Raw genomic sequence first — 21,465 nt, 5'->3', positions numbered from 1 at the left:
ACCTGGCATAACCTCGCGATCGAACCGGTTTAGCAAAATCATAAAACACACACTCTGGAAAACCGAGAAGATGATCAAACCATCAATTCTGACCCTTGCCATCGGTCTGGCGCTTGCAACACCCACACTCAGTTTCGCCGCTCCGACTCTCAGCAGTCTTGAAGCGCGATTAGCCGCGATGGAAGCACGCCTGCAACAGGCTGAAAACCGTGCAGCCAACGCGGAAACCCGCGCCAGCCGGGCAGAAAAAGATGTCGCCAGACTTCAGGCACAGACGGCGCGTCAAAATGAAGCGGCTGCGCTTTCAGCCCGATCGGCAGCGGCAGATTCTCCGGCGTCTTCATATTCTGCATCCGGTAGCGCCCAGCCGGGCTCAGCGTCTGTAGCGGCTTCTGCCGTCGCGGGCTCTGCCACTGCGGCGAACGCCCAGCCAGCGCAGACGGCCAGCGTTGCCCCGGTGGAAAGTAAACCCTCATTTGCCGACGGATTTGAATTCCACGGCTATGCCCGTTCCGGCCTGATCATGAACGACTCCGCCGCAGGCACACAGAGCGGTCCTTATCTGACGCCGGCCGGGGAAACCGGTGGTGCGGTAGGCCGACTGGGCAATGAAAACAACACCTACGTTGAACTGAATTTTGAACACAAACAGCAGCTGGCTAACGGCGCCACTACCCGCTTCAAGGCGATGCTGGCCGACGGGCAGAAGGACTACAACGACTGGACCGGCAGCACCAGCGAACTGAATATTCGCCAGGCGTTTGTTGAGCTGGGCAATCTACCGGATTTCAGCGGTCCGTTTAGCCACAGTACCCTGTGGGCCGGTAAGCGCTTTGACCGCGATAACTTTGACATCCACTGGCTGGACTCCGACGTGGTGTTCCTCGCCGGGACCGGCGGCGGTATATACGACGTACAGTGGAACGAAGGGCTGAAGAGCAGCTTCTCACTGTATGGTCGTAACTTCGGCGATATCGAAGCGATTGATAACACCATTCAGAACTACATTGTCACCACCAACAACTTTGCCGGTCCGTTCCAGCTGATGCTTAGCGGCCTGCGGGCGAAGGATAACGACGAGCGGGTGAATACCGCCCGCCAGAACGATAACGCGGGCGACACCGGCCTGCACGCCATGCTGGCCCTGCACAACGACAGCTTCTGGGGGCTGCGTGAAGGTCAGGCGAAAACCGCCGTGCTTTACGGACGCGGGCTGGGTGCCGAGGTTAAAGGCATCGGCTCCGACGGCAACCTGACCCAGCAGGCGGAAAGCTGGCGCCTGGCCAGCTACGGCGTCACTCCACTCAGCGATCGCTGGAGCTTTGCCCCGGCGGTGCTGGCACAAAGCAGCAGCGACCGCTATGCAGCGGGCGACCACTACCGCTGGGCGACATTAAATGCGCGCCTGATCCAGGAAATCAACCCGAGTTTTGCGCTGGCTTATGAAGGCAGCTATCAATACATGGATCTCGATCCGCAGGGCTATAAAGATCGGCAGGCGGTCTCCGGCAGTTTCTGGAAGCTGACTTTTGCGCCGACGTTTAAAGTTGCCGATATCGGTGACTTCTTCACGCGCCCTGAAATTCGTCTCTTCGCCACCTGGATGGACTGGAACAGCTCACTGGATCGCTACGCCAGCGATGATTCGTTCGGCAGCACCGGCTTCAGTGCCGGTGGTGAATGGAACTTTGGCGTACAGATGGAAACCTGGTTCTGATAACCGGCCTGAAACATTAAATCACCGACTGAGGGAATGATGGATTTTGACAAAATAGCCCGTGAACTACTGCCGCTGCTGGGCGGCCGGGAAAATATCGCCAGCGCGGCGCACTGTGCCACCCGTCTGCGGCTGGTGATGGTCGATGATGATAAAGTGCAGAAAGAGGCCATTGAAGCGATCGAAGGCGTGAAAGGCTGTTTTCGTAATGCTGGCCAGATGCAGATTATTTTTGGCAGCGGCATCGTCAATAAAGTCCACGCCGCGTTTATTAAAGCAGCGGGTATTAATGAATCCAGCAAAAGCGAAGCGGCTGATATCGCAGCGAAAAAGCTGAATCCGCTACAGCGCATCGCACGCACGCTGTCGAATATCTTCGTACCGATTATTCCGGCAATTGTCGCCTCCGGCCTGCTGATGGGCCTGCTGGGTATGGTGAAAACCTATGGCTGGGTCGATGCCAGCAGCGCGCTGTTTATCATGCTGGATATGTGCAGCTCGGCGGCCTTTATCATTCTGCCGATCCTGATTGGTTTTACCGCCGCGCGAGAGTTTGGCGGCAATCCGTATCTGGGCGCGACGCTGGGCGGCATTCTCACCCATCCGGCGTTAACCAACGCGTGGGGCGTTGCCAGCGGTTTCCACACCATGAACTTCTTTGGTCTGGAGATTGCGATGATCGGCTATCAGGGCACGGTGTTCCCGGTGCTTCTGGCCGTCTGGTTTATGAGCCACTGCGAAAAAACCTTACGCAAATTTATCCCTAACGCGCTGGATATTATCCTTACGCCGTTCCTGACCGTGGTGATCTCCGGCTTCGTTGCCCTGCTGGTTATCGGCCCCGCCGGTCGCGGGCTGGGAGAAGGAATCTCCCTGATGCTCAGCACGCTGATTGCCCATGCTGGCTGGCTGGCCGGGTTAATTTTCGGCGGTCTGTACTCGGTGATTGTGATTACCGGCGTGCATCACAGCTTCCACGCCATTGAGGCGGGGTTATTGGGTAATCCGTCAATCGGCGTTAACTTCCTGCTGCCGATCTGGTCAATGGCCAACGTCGCCCAGGGCGGTGCCTGTCTGGCCGTGTGGTTCAAAACCCGTGACGTGCGCACCCGCAGTATCGTTCTGCCCTCGGCGTTCTCGGCGATGCTTGGGATTACTGAAGCAGCCATTTTCGGTATCAACCTGCGCTTTATTAAGCCATTTATCGCCGGTCTGATCGGCGGCGCGGTTGGCGGTGCATGGGTGGTAGCTATGCACGTAAATATGGTCGCCGTCGGCCTGACCGCCCTGCCGGGGCTGGCGATCGTGCAGAGCAGTTCAATGATCAACTATCTGATCGGCATGGTGATTGCTTTTGTTACCGCCTTTGCGCTGTCGTTACTGCTGAAAATCAAAGTTGAGGTAAAAGCATGAGTGACGCCCATCTGGTGAAACAGGCGCTGCGTGCGGTGCTTAGCGGCCAGCAGCGCGCGGCTGCCGATCGTCATCGCCCGGCCTGGCATCTGGCTCCGCCCGTCGGGCTGATGAACGATCCGAACGGATTTATTCAGTTTAACGGCCGCTATACGCTGTGCTATCAGTGGAACCCGCTGGCCTGCGCGCATGGAGCCAAGTTCTGGGGACAGTGGAGCTCGGCGGATCTGGTGCAGTGGCGGCACGAACCGCTGGCACTGGCACCGTCCGAGAGCTATGAAAGCCACGGCTGCTACTCCGGCAGCGCGGTGAATAATCACGGCGAGCTGACGCTAATCTACACCGGTAATGTGAAGTTTGACGGCGGACGCACCGCATGGCAGTGCCTGGCGGTGCGCGACGAGCACGGTGAATTCCGCAAGCTGGGCCCGGTACTGCCGCTGCCGGAAGGCTATACCGGCCACGTGCGCGATCCCAAGGTCTGGCAGCATAACGGCAGCTGGTACATGGTGCTGGCGGCGCAGGACCTGCAGCTACAGGGTAAAATTTTGCTGCTGATTTCCCCCGATCTGCACAGTTGGACGCTGCTGGGCGAGATGGCCGGCAGCGGCCTGAACGGGTTGGGTGAATTCGGCTATATGTGGGAATGCCCGGATCTGTTCCGCCTGGACGATCGTGAAATTCTGCTCACCTGTCCGCAGGGTCTGGAGGCCGACGGCTGGCGCTATCGCAACACCTTCCAGAGCGGTTATTTCTGCGGCACCCTGGACTACCCGACGGCGACGCTCAGCCACGGCGAGTTTCATGAGCTCGATCTCGGCTTTGAATTTTATGCGCCACAGAGTTGTCTGAGCGACGATGGCCGCCGCCTGCTGATCGGCTGGATGGGACTGCCGGACGCGGATGAGTTTTATCAGCCAACGCTGAGCCATGGCTGGATACACACCATGACCTGCCCCCGCGAACTGACACTGAGCGGCGATCGTGTAATTCAGCGCCCGGCGCGCGAGCTTCAGCAACTTCGTCAGCATGAGACTCAGCTTAAAGGTATTGCCGGTAACCTGCCCGCGCTGGATGTGGACAGTGCTGAGCTGCACGTGTCGATTGATGGCAGCTTCAGTGCCAGCTTTGCCGACGCACTCAATCTCCATGTCGATCGTCATGGCCTGACGCTGGGACGTAAAAATCTGCGTACCGGCGAACAGGAAGAGCGCCACTGGGGCGGAGAGGTGCGCACGCTGCAAATCCTCTGCGATCGTTCCAGCGTGGAGATCTTTATAAACGATGGCGAGGCAGTGCTGTCATCGCGCTATTTCCCGGACGCTCAGCCGCATCTGAGGTTTAGCGGCAGCGCGCAGATTAGCCTCAGTCACTGGAGGTTGCGGCAATGCGTGATAGAATGATCGCCTGTTCATTCACGCCTAAGCCACTGTGACTAAAAACAAACGTATCACCATTAACGATATCGCCCGACTGGCCGGTGTATCCAAATCCACCGCCAGTCTGGTACTTAATGGTCGCGGTAAAGAGCTGCGCGTAGCGGAAGCCACCCGCAGTCGGGTAATGGAAATCGCCCGCCAGCATCACTACCAGCCCAGCATCCACGCCCGTGCGTTAAACTCCAGCCGCAGTAATACCCTTGGCCTGGTGGTGCCGGAAATGACCAACCACGGTTTTGCCCGCTTCTCTCATGAACTTGAGATGCTGTGCCGCGATGCCGGACTACAGCTGCTGATCGCCTGCACCGCGGAAAATGCCAGCCAGGAAACGCTGGCTGTCGGTAGCCTGATCCAGCGTCAGATCGACGGCCTGATTGTTGCCTCCAGCATGCTCAATGACACCGAATACCAGAAGATTAACCAGCAGCTGCCGGTGGTGCTGTTTGACCGCCATCTGGGTGAATCATCGCTGCCGCTGGTGATCACCGACGCGACAGCCCCGACGGCTACGCTGTTGGAAGCGGTGGCGCGAGAAGGCTATGAAGAAATTTACTTCTTTGGCGGTCAGCCGCGTATCTCCCCCACCCGCGATCGTCTGGCCGGCTATCAACAGGGGTTAGAGCGTGCTGGCGTGACGGTGCGCCCGGAGTGGATCATGCACGGCCATTACCACTCCAGTTCCGGTTACGAGATGTTTGCCGATCTTTATGCCCGTCTGGGCCGCGTACCGCAGGCGCTATTCTGCGCCGCCTGTGGGCTACAGGAAGGCGTGCTGCGCTACCTCAGCCAGCACGGTCTGCTGGATACCCCGATGCATCTCTGTAGTTTTGACGATCATTATCTGTATGACGCGCTGTCGGTACGTATTGATACGGTCGAGCAGGACGAACGCCTGCTGGCGTGGAACTGCTTCGAGATGATCACTCAACTGATTGATGAGCAGACCCCGGAAACCACTCAGCGCTGGCTGCCTGCACGACTAAAGTGGCGTCGGGCGAAAAATCCGCAAATGTAAATCCGGCCATTAGCGCGTCTTGTGCCACTTATCATCGTCGCCTTTATGGTACTGGTGCTTCACTGCGGCCCAGGCCACTTTGTGGGCGACCTCCTCGCGTGAATCATCTCCACGGCGATCGTCGCTATTTTTATACTGTTCCCACGCACTGTTGAATGCTTCTTTATAGATGTCCTGGGCGTGTGCAGGCAGTACGTGTTTAACAGCATCAGGCAGCGCCTGGCGGGAATCGTAGGGCATTATTGACCTCCTGAATGGGCATAAATCATTCACCGTTAAGCATGGCGCATAGCCGTTTTTTTACCACTTTATTTTTTTATAAGCCTGGATTGAATTTCTCATTATCGGGCACATTATCCGATCACAAAACTCACTACGAGCGATAAATTTCAACCAATCATTAGATTATAAAAAATAAACACCCTGATATTTCATTGGGATAAAAAGTTAATCATTAAAAATGAAGGCTTCAGCATTAATTAACCTAAAGTCCGTAAAATCGCGTAAATTTTTGCCGCCGGGTTAAAAAAAAAGATTACACTTTCGCCACTTGTCACTGATACTTCAGTCACGACTTTAAGAGGCCCCCCGATTTCGTCGGTTTTGGGCCAGCGGATTTCGATAAGGAGCGTTAGCCTATGAGTGCCCACGAGAGCAGTAAAACCCGCCACACCGAGTACTCCCTGATCTTCCCCCTGGCCGCACTGCTGGTACTGTGGTTCTGGGGAAATACCACTTCGCTACCTGTCGTTGTCGGCATCAATATACTGGCGCTGGTGGCTATTCTCAGCAGTGCCTTTAGCGTAGTACGTCATGCCGACGTCCTGGCGCACCGTCTGGGTGAACCCTACGGTTCGCTTATTCTCAGTCTCTCAGTCGTTATTCTTGAGGTCAGCCTGATCTCCGCACTGATGGCCACCGGCGATGCCGCGCCGGCATTGATGCGCGACACGCTGTTCTCAATCATTATGATCGTTACCTGTGGCCTGGTCGGCTTTGCCCTGCTGCTCGGCGGCCGCAAATTTGCCACCCAGTACGTTAATCTGGTGGGTGTAAAACAGTACCTGATCGCCATTTTCCCGCTGGCAATTATCGTTCTGGTGCTTCCCGTGGCGCTTCCGGGCGGTAATTTCAGCGTTGCACAGGCGCTGCTGGTTTCCGCCATTTCAGCCGCCATGTACTGGGTGTTCCTGCTGATCCAGACCAAAACCCATCAGAACCTGTTTGTTTACGAACATGAAGACGATGATGGCGATCCGCACCACGGCAAGCCTTCCGTACACAGCAGTGCCTGGCATACCGCGTGGCTGATTGTGCATCTGATTGCGGTCATTGCCGTCACGAAAATGAATGCTAATCCGCTGGGTGAGTTGCTGACGGCGATGAATGCCCCGGAGCAGTTTACCGGCTTCCTGGTGGCGCTGCTGATCCTGTCACCGGAAGGACTGGGTGCGATTAAAGCGGTGCTGGCCAATCAGGTACAGCGCGCGATGAACCTGTTCTTTGGTTCGGTGCTGGCGACGATCTCGCTGACCGTGCCTGCGGTAACGATTATTGCCTCGCTGACCGGGCAGGAGCTGATTTTCGGCCTGGAGTCACCGCAGATGGTGGTCATGATTTCCGCTCTGATACTGTGCCAGATCTCCTTCTCTACCGGCCGCACCAACGTGTTGAACGGCGCGGCGCATCTGGCGCTGTTTGCCGCCTATTTGATGACGGTTATGCTGTAACGTAAAAAAGGCCGGGTTGACCGGCCTTTTTTTATTCTTTACTGCTCAATTCTTTGCTGCGTTCTGCTCAACCCGATACACCAGCGTATGTCCTGCCCCATTCAACGTCAGGGTTTGCTGCTGCATTGTCACGCTCGCCCCCGCCGTCAGCACCTGACCCAGCAGTTGTTCCCACTGGTTAAGTTCACCATCGTGACACCGCATCCGGGTCGTTGCCAGTTGCGGAACCGTCAGTCGGCCCTGTTCGAGTTGCCCCTGTCCGAAGAAGCGGTTGCACATCACGCCGCTGACTCTCAAACCCGGTGCAAAGCTAATGCCCGGGCGTATCCCGGCACGTTGCTCAACGGGTTTGCCATCAACCGCACTCAGCAGGAAGTACTGATTCAGCAGCTGCTGCTCATTTAAGCGGTTGCCGTCACTACTACATCCGCTGGCGACGAGCGTTGCCAGCATCAGCAGAATAGATTTTTTCATCATGGCTCCTTGAGTCAAACTTTCGGCCCACACTCCGGCGGGTAACGAGAAGAGCAGGAAAAAAAACGGGCCTGAAAATCAGGCCCGGAGAGATTACGCTGTCTTAGTTGCTGGTATCCAGCTCAGGGAAGCTTTTGACCAGGTCGTCAATCGCTTTCATCTGCACCAGGAACGGCTCCAGCTTGTCCAGCGGCAGCGCCGACGGGCCATCGCATTTGGCATTGGCCGGGTCCGGGTGTGCTTCAATAAACAGACCGGCAATGCCCACCGCCATACCGGCACGAGCCAGTTCGCTCACCTGTGCACGACGTCCGCTGGAAGCGGCGCCCATTGGATCACGGCACTGCAGGGCGTGGGTCACGTCGAAGATTACCGGGCTACCGTTGGAAACCTGTTTCATCACGTTGAAGCCCAGCATGTCGACCACCAGGTTGTCGTAGCCGAAGTTAGCGCCGCGATCGCACAGAATAACTTTATCGTTGCCGCCTTCCGCGAACTTGTCCACGATGTTGCCAATCTGACCCGGGCTGACGAACTGCGGTTTCTTCACGTTGATTACCGCGCCGGTTTTCGCCATCGCTTCCACTAAATCGGTTTGACGGGCAAGGAAGGCCGGAAGCTGGATAACGTCAACCACGTCCGCCACCGGCTGAGCCTGACTGGCTTCGTGCACATCGGTGATGATTTTCACGCCGAAGGTTTGCTTCAGCTCCTGGAAGATTTTCATTCCTTCTTCCAGTCCCGGACCACGATAGGAGTGAATAGAAGAACGGTTGGCCTTATCAAATGACGCTTTAAACACATAAGGAATACCCAGCTTCTGGGTTACGGTGACGTAATGTTCACAAATACGCATGGCCAGATCGCGGGATTCAAGCACGTTCATGCCACCAAACAGGACGAATGGCAGATCGTTTGCTACCGGGATATCACCAATGCTAACCACTTTTTGTTTCATGTCTTCGCCTTATGTCTTAGAGGTATTCACCGCGCACAATGCATCAGTGCAGGGTTATCTGTTTCTGTTCAATGGAGTGGATCTGCAGCTTAATCATTTCACTCACCGGATCTTCCGGGCAGTGTTCCACAAAGTAAGCCAGATCGCTCAACGCCACGTGTTCGCATTCCAGCTGGGCGAAAATCAGCCCGCGATCGCGAATTTCATAGGGGTCTTCAGGGTCCATCTGTACCAGAACCTGGCTCACCTGTAGCGCCGTTTCCATCTGTTTTTCTTCCATCAGCGCGGCCTTCAGCGTATCAAGCATTTTGCGCAGCACGGCCAGCGGCTCGGCTTCCTGCAAATCGTCATCATACAGTTCGGCAATCGGGCCGATATTGCCTTTCAGCCACACCTCAAGGGTATGTTCATCCAACGTGTCACCGTTAAAGGGATTGATTAACCAGATATCTTCATCAATCCACTCGGCGCGCAGGATCAGCTGCGTGGGGAAAATAACCGGGCACAGCGGCAGCTCAAGCTGGTGGGCAATATGCAGGAACACAATCCCCAGCGACACCGCCGTTCCCTGACGGGTACGTAGTACATTATCCAGCCACAGAGAATCAGAGAGGCGATAGATACCGCCCGCACCGCCGAATCCCCACTGGTGCCAGAAAAGCTCAATCAGCTTCTCCAGCTGTAAATCGGCTTCAAGCTGCGGCGAAATAGTCGCACGCGCTTCGGCTACCAGCGCCGACAACTGCTCTCTGACGTTTTCAGCCGGAAAGTCGCTGCGAATGGCCAGCGATGCCGCGATAACCGCTTCACTCAGCGGGGCGGCAGTAAAATCAAAATCAGCTAAGGACGTCATACAAACCCCAACAGTGGCATTTTAGTTGTGGCTAACCGGACAATCGCATAAACCGCGACCAGGGCCACAATGAACGCTATCCAGCGCACTTTCTGCGCACGCGGACGTCGTCCGAGGGCAATAAAGCCCAGTGCAATATAGATAATAACGCCAAACAGCTTCTCAGTCAGCCAGCTGCCCTGTGGCGAGAACGGGTAAAAGTGGGTAATCGTGACCAGCAGCACACCGGACAGCAGCAGTAGCGTGTCATTGATGTGCGGCACAATACGAACCCAGCGACGCTGCAGCATGGCAGACTGGCGCTGTAACCACCAGAAACGTAAAACAAACATCAGCACGGTAATGCAAACCGTCAGCAGATGGAAATGTTTTAGCGGAAGATACCATGTAGCCATGTTGACTCCTTACTCAGCCAGTTTCTGTCCAAAGGTCACGCGATCGTTACCGCCGTAATCCTGACAGGTTTCTACTGCGGTAAAGTTGTTATCGCGCAATATCTGGCGAACCTCCTCAGCCTGCTGCCAGCCATGTTCCAGCAGCAGCCAGCCTTCAGGGTGCAGATGCTGCCCGGCAGCGGCGGCAATCAGTTTGATATCGGCCAGACCGCGATCGCCCGCCACCAGCGCGCTGGCCGGTTCGAAACGCACGTCGCCCTGGCTGAGATGGCCGTCCTCGGCATCAATATAAGGAGGATTACTGACGATGATGGCAAACTGCTGCCCGGTCAGTGCTGAGAACCAGTTGCTTTGCAGGAAACGCGCATTGTTCAGCGACAGCTTTGTGGCGTTATACCGGGCGAGTTCGACGGCATCGGCAATGCGATCGACGCCGGTGACCTGACAGTCGGGCCGTTCACTGGCAATCGCCAGCGCAATCGCCCCGGTCCCGGTGCCGAGATCCAGCACCGCACAGGCACTCTGCGGCAAGCGCACCAGCGCCTGTTCCACCAGCACTTCACTGTCAGGACGCGGGATCAGCGTATGGGGAGAGACGCGCAGTGGCAACGACCAGAATTCACGCTCGCCGATGAGATAGGCCACCGGTTCGCCTGCCGCACGACGCGTCAGCAGGGCATCGAGCCGCGCCAGCTGGTCGGCATCCAGTTCGCTATCGTCGAAGGCGATCAGCCAGCTGCGCGATTTTCCCGTTACCCAGCCGAGCAGAATTTCCGCATCACGCTTTGGGCTGTCGCCGCCTGCCAGGCGGATGATGGCCTCACGCAGCCAGGCTCGGATCTGCATCAGTCCTGCCCGGCGAGGGCTGCCAGCTGATCGGCCTGATATTCCTGCACGATAGGCTCGATCAGCGAATCCAGTTTACCTTCCATCGCCTCATCCAGGCGGTAGATAGTCAGGTTGATACGGTGATCGGTAACGCGCCCCTGCGGGAAGTTATAGGTGCGGTTACGGTCGGAACGATCGCCGCTGCCCAACAGGTTACGGCGCGTGGAGGACTCTTCCTGCTGGCGGCGGGCCATTTCAGCGGCGCGAATACGCGAACCCAGCACGCCCAGCGCTTTGGCTTTGTTTTTATGCTGAGAACGTTCGTCCTGGCACTCCACCACAATACCGGTTGGCAGGTGGGTAATACGGATGGCGGAGTCGGTGGTGTTAACGTGCTGGCCGCCCGCGCCGGAAGAACGGAAAGTATCAATTTTCAAGTCTGACGGGTTGATATCCGGCAGTTCGGCTTCCGGCAGCTCCGGCATCACCGCCACGGTGCAGGCGGAAGTATGAATGCGGCCCTGGGATTCGGTTTCCGGCACGCGCTGCACGCGGTGACCGCCGGATTCAAATTTCAGGCGACCGTAGGCGCCCTCGCCCACCACTTTGGCGATCACTTCTTTAAAGCCGCCGTGCTCGCCTTCGTTGGCGCTCATGATCTCGACTTTCCAGCGACGCGCTTCAGCATAGCGGCTGTACATACGGAACAGATCGCCGGCAAAGATTGCTGCTTCGTCACCGCCGGTCCCGGCGCGCACTTCCAGATAACAGTTGCGCTCATCGTCCGGATCTTTCGGCAGCAGCAGCACCTGCAGCTGCTGTTCCAGCTCTTCGCTGGCTTCACGCGCTTCTTTTAATTCTTCCTGCGCCATATCGCGCATTTCCGCATCGTCGAGCATCATCTCGGCGGTTTCAATATCTTCCTGGGTCTGCTGCCACCGGCGGAAACACTGACTGACGTCGGTCAGCTGGGCATATTCACGTGACAGCGCACGGAAACGTTCCTGATCGGCAATCACACCGGCATCACCCAGCATCGCCTCGACTTCTTCGTGACGTTCCTGTAATGCTTCCAGTTTGGCAACAATAGAAGGCTTCATTCGTGTAGTTTTACCTTGTTAATAGAGGCTTGAAACGCTATTCCAGCCCGAGGCTGTCGCGTAAAATTTGCAGACGTTCGCCATCGCCATCGCGTGCGGCCTGCTGAAGAGATTTGGTTGGGGCATGGATCAGACGGTTGGTCAGCTTATGCGCGAGGTCGCGAATGACCTCTTCCGCATTACCGCCGTTTTGCAGCGCGGCCAGCGCGCGCGCCTCCAGCTCACTGCGGACCTGGTCGGCCTGAGAACGATATTCGCGAATGGTTTCCACCGCGCCCTGTGCGCGCAGCCATGACATAAATTCGCTGCTTTCCTGCACCACGATCGTTTCGGCCTGCACCGCCGCCGCTTTGCGCTGTGCGAGGTTGCTTTCGATGATTGCCTGCAGATCGTCCACGCTGTACAGATAGGCGTTAGGTAATTTACCCACTTCCGGCTCAACGTCGCGCGGTACGGCAATATCCACCAGCAGCATCGGCTGGTTACGGCGCTGCTTTAGCGCCCGCTCAACCATGCCTTTACCAATAATCGGCAGCGGGCTGGCGGTGGAGCTGATAATGATGTCGGCTTCGGCCAGGCGAGAATCAATGTCCGGCAGGCTAATTACTTCAGCACCCACCTCATCGGCCAGCACCTGAGCGCGTTCGCGGGTACGGTTGGCAATCATCAGTTTACTGACCTTGTGTTCACGCAGATGGCGGGCCGCCAGTTCAATGGTTTCGCCCGCGCCAACCAGCAGTACGGTGACCGTGGAAAGTGATTCGAAAATCTGCCGCGCCAGGCTACAGGCCGCGAACGCCACCGAAACCGCGCTGGCACCGATTTCGGTTTCGGTACGCACGCGTTTGGCCACCGAAAACGACTTCTGGAACATACGCTCCAGTTCGCTGGAAAGAGAATGGCCGCGCTGGGAGTCGGCAAAGGCTTTTTTCACCTGTCCGAGGATTTGCGGTTCGCCAAGCACCAGAGAATCCAGACCGCTGGCCACGCGCATCAGGTGGCTGACTGCGCCATCGTCATGATGCCAGTAGAGGCTTTTATGCAGGTCTTCCGGACTTAACTGGTGGTAATCGCACAGCCATTTGGTCAGCTGCTCTTGCAAATTCTCCTGCTGTTCTACACTGAGATAGATTTCAGTGCGGTTGCAGGTGGAAAGCACCACGCCACCCTGTACCAGCGGCTGCGACAGCAGGCTGTTTAAAGCCTGATCGAGCGTATCCGGCGCGAACGTAACACGTTCACGCAGCGCAACAGGAGCGGTTTTGTGATTAATGCCAAGAGCCAGTAACGTCATGGTGCCAGATTGGGTATATCCCACAGTTGATAGGGTTTTCTGAAGCGCATTCTACAAGATGCGCGGGATCAATAAAAGTCATGCGTGGCCTATCCCTGCAACAAGATTTACCTGTTGTAGCGCAAATCAGACAATTTGAGCGTTGACGCCGCCCGGCAAGCTGGTTAGCGTGAGCGGTTGATTGCGGCAAGTATGCCCGAATTACGTCCGAGGAGTTGACCTGATAATGTTATTGTCGAATCGCCGCCTGATGCGGCTTATTCCCCTTGCCAGCGTGCTGCTGGCGGCCTGTAGCATCACGCCAGAGCCACAGACTCCCGGCCAGAGCCCGACCTCACCGCAGTGGCGCGACCATCAGCAGGCGGTGGAAAAAATTACTCAGTATCAAACTCGCGGTGCCTTTGCTTTCCTTTCCGACCAGCAGAAAGTTTATGCCCGCTTTAACTGGCAGCAAACCGCCCCGGACCGCTATCGCCTGCTGCTGACCAATCCGCTGGGCAGTACAGAGCTACAGCTCGACCAGCAGGGCCAGGTGGCGCAAATCGTGGATAACAAAGGTAAGCGCTACGTCAGCCGCGATGCCGCGCAGATGATCTCACAGCTGACCGGCATGACCATTCCGCTGGATAATTTACGTCAGTGGATTCTTGGCCTGCCGGGCGATGCCACCGACTACTCGCTTGACGACCAGTATCGCCTGCGCGAGCTGAACTACAGCCAGGACGGCAAAACATGGCACGTGACCTATCAGGGCTACGACAGCAAACAGAACCCCACGCTGCCGTCAAACCTGGAACTGCAGGAAGGCAGCCAGCGCATCAAGTTGAAAATGGATAGCTGGACCGTTAAATGATCGAACAGTGGCCCTCACCGGCAAAACTCAATTTATTTCTCTATATCACCGGCCGTCGTGAAGACGGCTATCATAATCTGCAAACGCTGTTCCAGTTTCTGGACTATGGTGACACGCTGACCATTACCGCCGACAGCAGCGGTGAGCTAAAACTGTTAACGCCGGTTGTCGGCGTGCCGGATGAACAGAACCTGATTGTTCGCGCCGCCCGGCTGCTGCGCGAGAAGGCAGCAGCGCGCGGCACCCTGCCCGCCAATGCCGGAGCCAGTCTGGCGGTAGATAAACGCCTGCCAATGGGCGGCGGCCTGGGCGGTGGTTCGTCTAACGCGGCTACGGTGCTGGTTGCGCTGAATCACCAGTGGCAGACCGGTTTCAGTTTTGAAGAGCTGGCGGCGCTGGGCCTGAGCCTCGGTGCCGACGTACCGGTGTTCGTGCAGGGTTTTGCAGCCTATGCAGAAGGCGTGGGTGAAAAGCTAACGCCCGTCTCCCCGGCGGAAAAATGGTATCTGGTCATGCACCCCGGCGTCAGCGTGGCGACTCCGGTGGTGTTCAACGATCCGTTATTGACCAGAGATACGCCATATCGGCAAATCAATGAGCTGTTGGAGGCCGATTTCCGCAATGATTGTGAGGCCGTCGTCAGAAAACGTTTCCGCGAGGTTGAACAGCTCGTTTCCTGGCTGCTAGAATATGCGCCGTCGCGCCTGACTGGAACGGGTGCTTGTGTGTTTGCTGAATTTGACACCGAGTCCGCCGCACGCCAGGTGCTTGAGCTGGCCCCGAAAGAATTGCAGGGATTCGTCGCGCGAGGCGCAAACGTTTCGCCGCTTCACCGCATTCTTTCAGAGCATTCGAGCTGAAGTGACAGCGTCACCATGATCCGGACGCTGCACCAGGCTCATTTAACACCCGCATGAAATCGTCAGTGGTCTTGCGCCAACCCTGACTTAATTTCATTCTCTCGACGCAAAGCCTGAGGTTCTTCTCGTGCCTGATATGAAGCTTTTTGCTGGTAACGCCACCCCGGAACTAGCACAACGTATTGCCAACCGCCTTTACACCAGCCTGGGCGACGCCGCCGTCGGTCGTTTCAGCGATGGTGAAGTGAGCGTACAGATTAATGAAAATGTACGCGGTGGTGATATTTTCATCATCCAGTCCACCTGTGCCCCAACCAACGATAACCTGATGGAACTGGTTGTGATGGTTGACGCCCTGCGTCGTGCTTCCGCTGGTCGTATTACAGCGGTCATTCCGTATTTTGGCTATGCCCGTCAGGACCGCCGCGTGCGCTCTGCTCGTGTACCGATTACGGCTAAAGTGGTTGCTGATTTCCTGTCAAGCGTTGGCGTTGACCGCGTTCTGACCGTTGATCTGCACGCCGAACAGATTCAGGGCTTCTTCGACGTTCCGGTTGATAACGTTTTCGGTAGCCCGATTCTGCTGGAAGATATGATGCAGATTGGCCTGGAGAACCCGATTGTGGTTTCCCCGGACATTGGCGGCGTGGTTCGCGCCCGTGCCATTGCCAAGCTGCTGAACGATACCGATATGGCGATTATCGACAAGCGCCGCCCACGTGCTAACGTCTCTCAGGTGATGCATATCATCGGTGATGTGGCAGGCCGTGACTGCGTGCTGGTTGACGATATGATCGATACCGGCGGCACCCTGTGCAAAGCGGCGGAAGCGCTGAAAGAGCGTGGCGCCAAGCGTGTATTCGCGTACGCAACTCACCCAATCTTCTCCGGCAACGCGGTTGAAAATCTGCGTCATTCGGTGATTGATGAGGTTGTGGTGTGCGATACGATTCCGCTGCCAGAAGAGATTAAAGCGCTGCCAAACGTGCGCACCCTGACGCTGTCAGGCATGCTGGCGGAAGCGATTCGTCGTATCAGCAACGAAGAATCCATTTCTGCGATGTTTGAGCATTAATTCACTGGCCGGGTTATTCCGGCCGGTTTGTTTTTAGCGTTCAGTTTTATATAGCCGCTGTCTTTCGGGACGGCGGTTTTTTTGTTTTGGTTGCTAACGGACAGGTATTTTTGGGCCGGTTTGCGCCACTGCCGGACAGTCATGGCTGCCGCTTCCGGGTTTTTGGGCCAGTCTGTGCCACTGTCGGACAGTCATGGCTGCGGCTTCCGGGTTTTTGGGCCAGTCTGTGCCACTGACGGGCGGTCCTCACGCCGCTTCGCGGTTCCTTCGGTTACGGCATCTGGCCTGTCGGACCGGTGAAGACGGTGCATCCATGCACCAGCTTCACCTGACGCCAACGTCCTTGTTGGCGTCTCCTGGCCATCTGCCTCCACCTCAGCGCTGCGGATTACCCGGCAGTGGCACAGACCGGCCCTCTTGACTAAATGGCGTCGCTGTTGATGAGTAACGGATTAAAAACCTCTTGAATTCAACAAGTGTTGATAACCCATTTCGTATTTCGTAGCGTACTCCCATTGATTTTCATTCAATCAAATAGCGTCATTGAATCAATCCATCCCAGATCTTGCTCAATAGCGAAGCTTCGTAACCGAACTCATCCCGATGTTGCTCTGTTATGACAGGTAACATCATATTAAATAAGCAGACTCGTAGAACCTACCCTCAGCATACACACCGCATTTCGAATTTGATCACCAGGTCGGCAAGGCAGAATAAGCGTCGTTATTTTTTTCGCAACCAACACAGAATTTAAAAGCAGACTGGCGGGTCCCTCGGTTGGGCAATCCACAGCGCTGAACGGAGTAAGGAAGCCAGGATTCACCCGCAGGACGCGGGTGAAAGTCAGAGCCGGGCCATGGACGGCCCGTCTCTGACGGTCCGACCGGCTGACGCACAAAGTGAAGACACCGCGAAGTGGCGCGAGGACCAGCCCAACCGAGGGACCCACCAGTCAGCATAAGCACCGCAGTTCAAAACTAACCTGCGCCTAAAGCTGTCAGCGTAAACACCGTAGTTCCAGAAAGCACCTAAGCACCTAAGCACCTAAGCACCTAAGCGCGAATCACCGATCCAACCCGATATGCTCCGCCAGATAATCAATAAACACCCGCAACTTCGGTAACAAATGCCGATTCCCCGGCCACAGCAGCGAAAACTGCCCTCCGGCACTGATACAATCATCCAGAGCGCAAACCAACTCCCCGCTATCCAGATACTCCTGCACCGCAAAATCCGGCAGGTAAATCAACCCAAGCCCACGCCGGGCGGCCGAAATCTGCGCCTCAAGATTATTGAACACCAGCGACCCCTGCAGCGAAAGCTGACGCGCATCAACGCCGTCAAACTGCCACGGCTGAAGCTGACCGCTGCCGGAAAATCGGTACAGCAGGCATTCATGATCGCTCAGATCGGCAGGCTGCAACGGCCGGCCTCGACGGGAAAAATAATCAGCAGAGGCAACAAGGCAAAAACGAAAGCCCCCCAGCCGCCGCGCCTTCAACCGTGAATCGGCAAAGTCACCGCTGCGCAGCACCGCGTCATAACCCTCACCAATCACATCCACCAGACGATCGTTGAAATCAAGATCCAGCTCAATATCCGGGTACTGCGCGGTGAACCCGGGCAGCAGAGGCAGCAAAAGACGGTAGCCAATCGCCGGAAAACTCAGCCGCAAACGCCCGCGCGGGGCAGACATCAGCCGGGACAGCTCCTGCTCGGCCTCCTCCAGCTCCTGCACAATGCGCTGGCTGCGCTCATAAAACAGCGCCCCCTCTTCCGTCAGGCTCAGGCTGCGCGTACTGCGGTTGAACAGGCTCACCCCGAGGCTGCTTTCCAGCCGCGCCACGCTTTTACCCACCGCCGATGCCGACACGCCAAGGCGCTCTGCCGCCGAAGCGAAACTCCCCGCCTGCGCCGCTTTCACAAAGGCCGTCAAACCACTCAGGCTTTCCACGCTGCTCATTCGATACTTTTTGTCCTTTATCTTCGGCCATGCGGCCTGTTTATCACCCACACATGCCAATCTATCCTGCTTTTTTGACTGATGAAAGCGGAGATAACCCATGAGTTCCCTGACACTTGAAGCCCAAAGCAGCCGCTGGAGCGTGCTGGCCGTTTGCAGCGCGGCACTGATGCTGCCGCTGAGTTTTTCTGCCGGGGTGATCGCCACGCCCGCCATTGCCGTTGATCCTGGCGGATCGCCGCTGGCACTGAGCTGGATCACCAACGCCTTCCTGCTCAGCTTCGGTAGTCTGTTAATGGCCGCCGGATCGCTCGCCGATCGCTACGGCCGCAAGCGCCTGTTTATCAGCGGCGTCGCGGTGTTTACCCTACTTTCGTTACTGACGCCGTGGCTGCCATCGGTCGTCTGGCTGGACGTTATTCGAGCACTACAGGGTGCCGCCGCTGCCGCCGCGCTGGCAGGGGGAGCCGCCGCGATGGCCAACAGTTTTGATGGCGAAGCCCGTGCAAGAGCCTTCAGCCTGCTGGGAACCAGTTTCGGCGTGGGACTGGCGGCGGGACCGGTGGTGGCAGGAATGTTGATGCAGGCGGCGGGCTGGCACAGCGTTTTCCTCTGCTGTGCCCTGTTTGGTGCGGTGGCATTACTTTTTGGCACCCGCTATCTGGCCGAGTCACGCAACCCCGACCCGCAGCCGCTGGACTGGGCCGGTATCATCACCTTCAGCACCGCGCTGACGCTGTTTACCTGGGGATTATTGCAAATGGCCGACGGCGGCAGTACGCCGCTCACCCGCATTCTGCTGCTGGCTTCCCTGCTGACGGGTGCGCTGTTTGTCTTTATTGAGCGGCGCACTGCCTTCCCAATGCTCGATCTGAGCCTGTTCCGCTATGGCCGCTTCGTTGGTGTACAACTGTTGCCGGTCGCGACCTGCTACTGCTTCGTGGTACTGCTGGTGCTGCTGCCGCTACGATTTATGGGCTTTTACGGCTATGACGCTTTAAGCACGGGTTTGCTGATGTTAGCCATCTCGCTGCCAATGCTGATTATTCCCTCGATCGCGGTCAGTCTGACCCGCCGCTACCATCCCGGCACGGTCAGCGCGGGCGGTCTGCTGCTGGCCGCTGCGGGTATCGGGCTGCTGAGTGTGGTAACGCCGCAAAGCTCGCTGCTGTTAACCCTGCTGGCGATGTTACTGATCGGAACGGGTAGCGGGCTGCCGTGGGGGCTGATGGACAACCTGTCGGTCAGCGTGGTGCCGCCGCAGCGTGCGGGTATGGCGACCGGAATTTTCAGTACGGTGCGCGTAGCCGGGGAAGGCGTGGCGTTGGCAAGCGTCAGCAGTCTGTTTACCTTTTTGCTGGCCCGCCTGGCGAATCTTCACCACGCCTCTGCCGAATCGCTACCGACATTGAGTGCCGGATCGGCCATCGACTCCGCACTGTTACCGATGGCGGAGCACGCCTTCGCACAGCTGCTTTGGGTACTTTTGGTTGTTACCGTGATCTGTGCCATCGCGATCTGGCTGTGCCTGGTTCCCCGGGGTAAGCAGATTAATTAAGCGGATAGTGATGCCGGACAGTTTTTTTTAGCAATTTGGCATAACCCCCCCTTTTGAGGACCATTTATTAATGCTACTTTGCTCGAATTGACTTAATCGGAATATTCTTATATGGCGCTAGACGTCGCAACCCTGTTTATCTGCGAGCTGTACGTACTGCTGTTTCTTATCGTCATCACCGCCTTTGCCTGGAGCGGCGCACAGTACGATAAAGTGTTGGGATTTAACTGTATCTCGCTGATTGTCAGTGTTATTGCCGTCTGGTTAAGCAGCCTTCGCAATGAAGGCCTGCTGTTCTGGTCCGTGGCAGTAGGAAATATCTGCGTGCTGCTGGCCTACGGACTGTTGCTCAGCGCATTCCGCGCGTTTCGCGGCGCGCGATGCGGCTACGACTGGACGCTGGGCATGGTGCTCTGGGGCGTGCTGTGCCTGTTCCCGTGGTTCTGGAACTCAATGCACAACCGGATTCTGGTTTCCTGCCTGATGTGCATTATCTACACCGCGGCGATGATCCGCGAACTGCACCGCGCGCGCGCCATGCTGCCGGTGACCTTCTGGCCCGCCCGACTTCTGCTGTGGATACATCTGCTGTTCAGCGTGGTGCGAGCGCTGCTAGACGGCGGCATACCCAGCCCGCTCTACGGGGCGATTGGCGGTTCGACCTTCTCGGTTTATGTCATCCTGGAATCAATACTGATTGTGATCGGCATGAGTTTTACTCTGATGGCGATGGTTAACGAACGCACGCAGATCAAGTACAAGCAGGCTTCGCTGCTCGATCCACTGACCGGCGTCTGGAATCGCCGCGCGCTATTCGAAAAGGCCGATCAGCTGGCAAACCCTGTCAGCACAGCCCGAGAGATCACCGTGATGTTATTCGATCTCGACCATTTTAAAAGCATCAACGACCGCTTTGGTCACTATCATGGCGATCAGGTGCTGATCGATTTTTGCCACAAAGTGGTCACTGAACTACCCGCGGACAGTTTTTTTGCCCGGCTTGGGGGCGAGGAATTTGCCGCCATTGTTTTATGCGATGAAAAAGTGGGGATGGAAACGGCAGAGCGGATTCGTCAGACAATAGAAGCTTCGAGGCCGCAGCAGGTGCACTACAGTGTCAGCATCGGCGTTGCCAGCAGCTCTTATGGTCCCCTGCTCGTGGATTCGCTGATTGCTGCGGCGGATGATGCACTGTATCAGGCCAAAGCAGCCGGACGTAATCAGATAAAGGTGTATCGTCCGGACGAACAGCGATTACAAACCCTGCCGGTAGCCGGTTAAACAATAGACAAATGAGCTTCGCTGTCTCAAGCTGATGATTGCTTAAATCAAGCCTGAGCAAAGCATAATGCCCGCGAAGGCGGGCATTAATGAAGGTCAGCGAAGCTAAATGATTTAATCGTATTGCCCACTACGGGACTTAATTAGTGCTGGCGATTACCCTGACGGCAGCGTTTATCGCCGCAGTGACGCACCCAGTAGTAGCGGTCGGCAATTTTTTCCCGTCCGCTAACGCGGGCACCAACCAGCCACAGCAGCGCGCCGATGAAGATACTGAAAATCGCCCCATGCACCATAAACTGCGGTAGCTGCAGCTGCGGCATCTGATTAAGCACCGAGTAACCCACCCCGAAAATCATTACCGCTAAACCCAGTACCATCAGGGCATTGCCCATGACATGTGTATGTTTACGTTTCATTACGCACCTCCAGACGGTTAAACAGGGCAAACTCCGTTGCCAGATGCCTACAGTGTAGGAAATCGTCTGCGCTATCGTTGCGGGCGCGATCACATTTATCGCTAAATCTCTGACAGTTCTTTACATGTAATCGTCCGAATTTGTATAGAAAATGTATTATCACGCAGCATAACTATCGCCTCCGTGCAGACCGTAAGGCGCAATCTTTGAGTTATCCCTTCTGCTTGAGTAAACTAGCCG

General features: G+C 56.5%; 20 protein-coding genes. 10 read left to right on the top strand and 10 right to left on the bottom strand.

The features are described from left to right. Positions 1-70 precede the first annotated feature (70 nt). Genes IBT46_RS04945 through IBT46_RS04930 form a run of 4 tightly spaced genes read left to right on the top strand, consistent with a single transcriptional unit; the run spans position 71 to position 5,584 of the window. The gene (locus IBT46_RS04945) at positions 71-1,717 is read left to right on the top strand and encodes a carbohydrate porin (protein WP_200544550.1); all 1,647 of its coding nucleotides are present in this window, start codon (positions 71-73) and stop codon (positions 1,715-1,717) included. Between the two features lie 39 nt (positions 1,718-1,756). After that, positions 1,757-3,130: a sucrose-specific PTS transporter subunit IIBC gene (locus tag IBT46_RS04940; protein WP_200544808.1), complete on the top strand. Its 1,374-nt coding sequence runs from the start codon at positions 1,757-1,759 to the stop codon at positions 3,128-3,130. Further along, complete coding sequence (locus IBT46_RS04935; RefSeq protein ID WP_200544548.1) at positions 3,127-4,533, top strand: sucrose-6-phosphate hydrolase; 1,407 nt, start codon at positions 3,127-3,129, stop codon at positions 4,531-4,533. Before IBT46_RS04940 ends, IBT46_RS04935 begins: the two co-directional genes overlap by 4 nt. A gap of 28 nt (positions 4,534-4,561) precedes the next feature. Continuing rightward, positions 4,562-5,584, top strand: coding sequence for a LacI family DNA-binding transcriptional regulator (locus IBT46_RS04930; RefSeq protein ID WP_200544546.1), 1,023 nt, complete (start codon positions 4,562-4,564; stop codon positions 5,582-5,584). A 9-nt stretch (positions 5,585-5,593) separates the two neighbouring features. Here the strand turns inward: IBT46_RS04930 and chaB are convergent, their stop codons facing one another. Beyond that, the gene (gene chaB / locus IBT46_RS04925; protein WP_200544544.1) at positions 5,594-5,824 is read right to left on the bottom strand and encodes a putative cation transport regulator ChaB; all 231 of its coding nucleotides are present in this window, start codon (positions 5,822-5,824) and stop codon (positions 5,594-5,596) included. A 398-nt stretch (positions 5,825-6,222) separates the two neighbouring features. On the opposite strand from chaB, the gene chaA reads away from it, so the two are divergent. Continuing rightward, a complete protein-coding gene (gene chaA, locus IBT46_RS04920; RefSeq protein ID WP_105594359.1) occupies positions 6,223-7,314 on the top strand; it encodes a sodium-potassium/proton antiporter ChaA in 1,092 nt (363 codons plus the stop codon). Between the two features lie 45 nt (positions 7,315-7,359). Here chaA and IBT46_RS04915 read toward each other — a convergent pair whose 3' ends face one another. From IBT46_RS04915 to hemA, 7 genes are all read right to left on the bottom strand, one after another. Next, the gene (locus tag IBT46_RS04915; protein ID WP_200544542.1) at positions 7,360-7,788 is read right to left on the bottom strand and encodes an META domain-containing protein; all 429 of its coding nucleotides are present in this window, start codon (positions 7,786-7,788) and stop codon (positions 7,360-7,362) included. A gap of 103 nt (positions 7,789-7,891) precedes the next feature. Continuing rightward, a complete protein-coding gene (gene kdsA / locus IBT46_RS04910; protein WP_200544540.1) occupies positions 7,892-8,746 on the bottom strand; it encodes a 3-deoxy-8-phosphooctulonate synthase in 855 nt (284 codons plus the stop codon). A gap of 43 nt (positions 8,747-8,789) precedes the next feature. Beyond that, a complete protein-coding gene (sirB1, locus tag IBT46_RS04905; protein WP_200544538.1) occupies positions 8,790-9,599 on the bottom strand; it encodes an invasion regulator SirB1 in 810 nt (269 codons plus the stop codon). Then, positions 9,596-9,994: a SirB2 family protein gene (locus IBT46_RS04900; protein WP_105594355.1), complete on the bottom strand. Its 399-nt coding sequence runs from the start codon at positions 9,992-9,994 to the stop codon at positions 9,596-9,598. The genes sirB1 and IBT46_RS04900 overlap by 4 nt, the downstream gene beginning before the upstream one ends. Before the next feature lie 9 nt (positions 9,995-10,003). Beyond that, positions 10,004-10,840 (bottom strand): peptide chain release factor N(5)-glutamine methyltransferase, encoded by an 837-nt coding sequence (gene prmC, locus IBT46_RS04895; protein WP_200544536.1) that lies wholly within the window; start codon positions 10,838-10,840, stop codon positions 10,004-10,006. Then, entirely contained in the window at positions 10,840-11,922 is a 1,083-nt protein-coding gene (prfA, locus tag IBT46_RS04890) for a peptide chain release factor 1 (RefSeq protein WP_105594353.1), read from the bottom strand. The genes prmC and prfA overlap by 1 nt, the downstream gene beginning before the upstream one ends. A 37-nt stretch (positions 11,923-11,959) precedes the next feature. Beyond that, entirely contained in the window at positions 11,960-13,216 is a 1,257-nt protein-coding gene (hemA, locus tag IBT46_RS04885; protein ID WP_200544534.1) for a glutamyl-tRNA reductase, read from the bottom strand. A 226-nt stretch (positions 13,217-13,442) separates the two neighbouring features. Here hemA and lolB point away from each other — a divergent pair, with 226 nt between their 5' ends. The 3 genes from lolB to prs all read left to right on the top strand — a co-directional run bounded on the left by lolB (position 13,443) and on the right by prs (position 16,004). Further along, complete coding sequence (gene lolB / locus IBT46_RS04880; RefSeq protein ID WP_105594351.1) at positions 13,443-14,069, top strand: lipoprotein insertase outer membrane protein LolB; 627 nt, start codon at positions 13,443-13,445, stop codon at positions 14,067-14,069. After that, on the top strand, positions 14,066-14,929 hold the full coding sequence (gene ispE, locus IBT46_RS04875; RefSeq protein WP_200544532.1) for a 4-(cytidine 5'-diphospho)-2-C-methyl-D-erythritol kinase: 864 nt from the start codon (positions 14,066-14,068) through the stop codon (positions 14,927-14,929). Before lolB ends, ispE begins: the two co-directional genes overlap by 4 nt. 127 nt (positions 14,930-15,056) lie before the next feature. After that, positions 15,057-16,004 (top strand): ribose-phosphate diphosphokinase, encoded by a 948-nt coding sequence (prs, locus tag IBT46_RS04870; protein ID WP_105594349.1) that lies wholly within the window; start codon positions 15,057-15,059, stop codon positions 16,002-16,004. A gap of 1,063 nt (positions 16,005-17,067) precedes the next feature. Here the strand turns inward: prs and IBT46_RS04865 are convergent. Beyond that, entirely contained in the window at positions 17,068-17,958 is an 891-nt protein-coding gene (locus tag IBT46_RS04865) for a LysR family transcriptional regulator (RefSeq protein WP_200544806.1), read from the bottom strand. A 109-nt stretch (positions 17,959-18,067) separates the two neighbouring features. Between IBT46_RS04865 and IBT46_RS04860 the strand changes: the two genes are divergently transcribed. Further along, on the top strand, positions 18,068-19,525 hold the full coding sequence (locus tag IBT46_RS04860) for an MFS transporter (RefSeq protein WP_200544530.1): 1,458 nt from the start codon (positions 18,068-18,070) through the stop codon (positions 19,523-19,525). Positions 19,526-19,636: 111 nt separating this feature from the next. Continuing rightward, positions 19,637-20,806 carry a GGDEF domain-containing protein gene (locus IBT46_RS04855; protein WP_200544527.1) on the top strand — a complete coding sequence of 390 codons (1,170 nt, stop codon included), beginning with the start codon at positions 19,637-19,639 and terminating at the stop codon, positions 20,804-20,806. Between the two features lie 143 nt (positions 20,807-20,949). Here the strand turns inward: IBT46_RS04855 and ychH are convergent, their stop codons facing one another. Further along, positions 20,950-21,225 carry a stress-induced protein YchH gene (ychH, locus tag IBT46_RS04850; protein WP_200544525.1) on the bottom strand — a complete coding sequence of 92 codons (276 nt, stop codon included), beginning with the start codon at positions 21,223-21,225 and terminating at the stop codon, positions 20,950-20,952. Between the last annotated feature and the right edge of the window lie 240 nt (positions 21,226-21,465).

It is taken from the genome of Erwinia sp. S38, from assembly GCF_016624545.1.
GTDB lineage: Bacteria > Pseudomonadota > Gammaproteobacteria > Enterobacterales > Enterobacteriaceae > Erwinia > Erwinia coffeiphila.
Note: the sequence above shows the minus strand (reverse complement) of the source record. Positions and strands in the feature narration are given on the sequence as shown.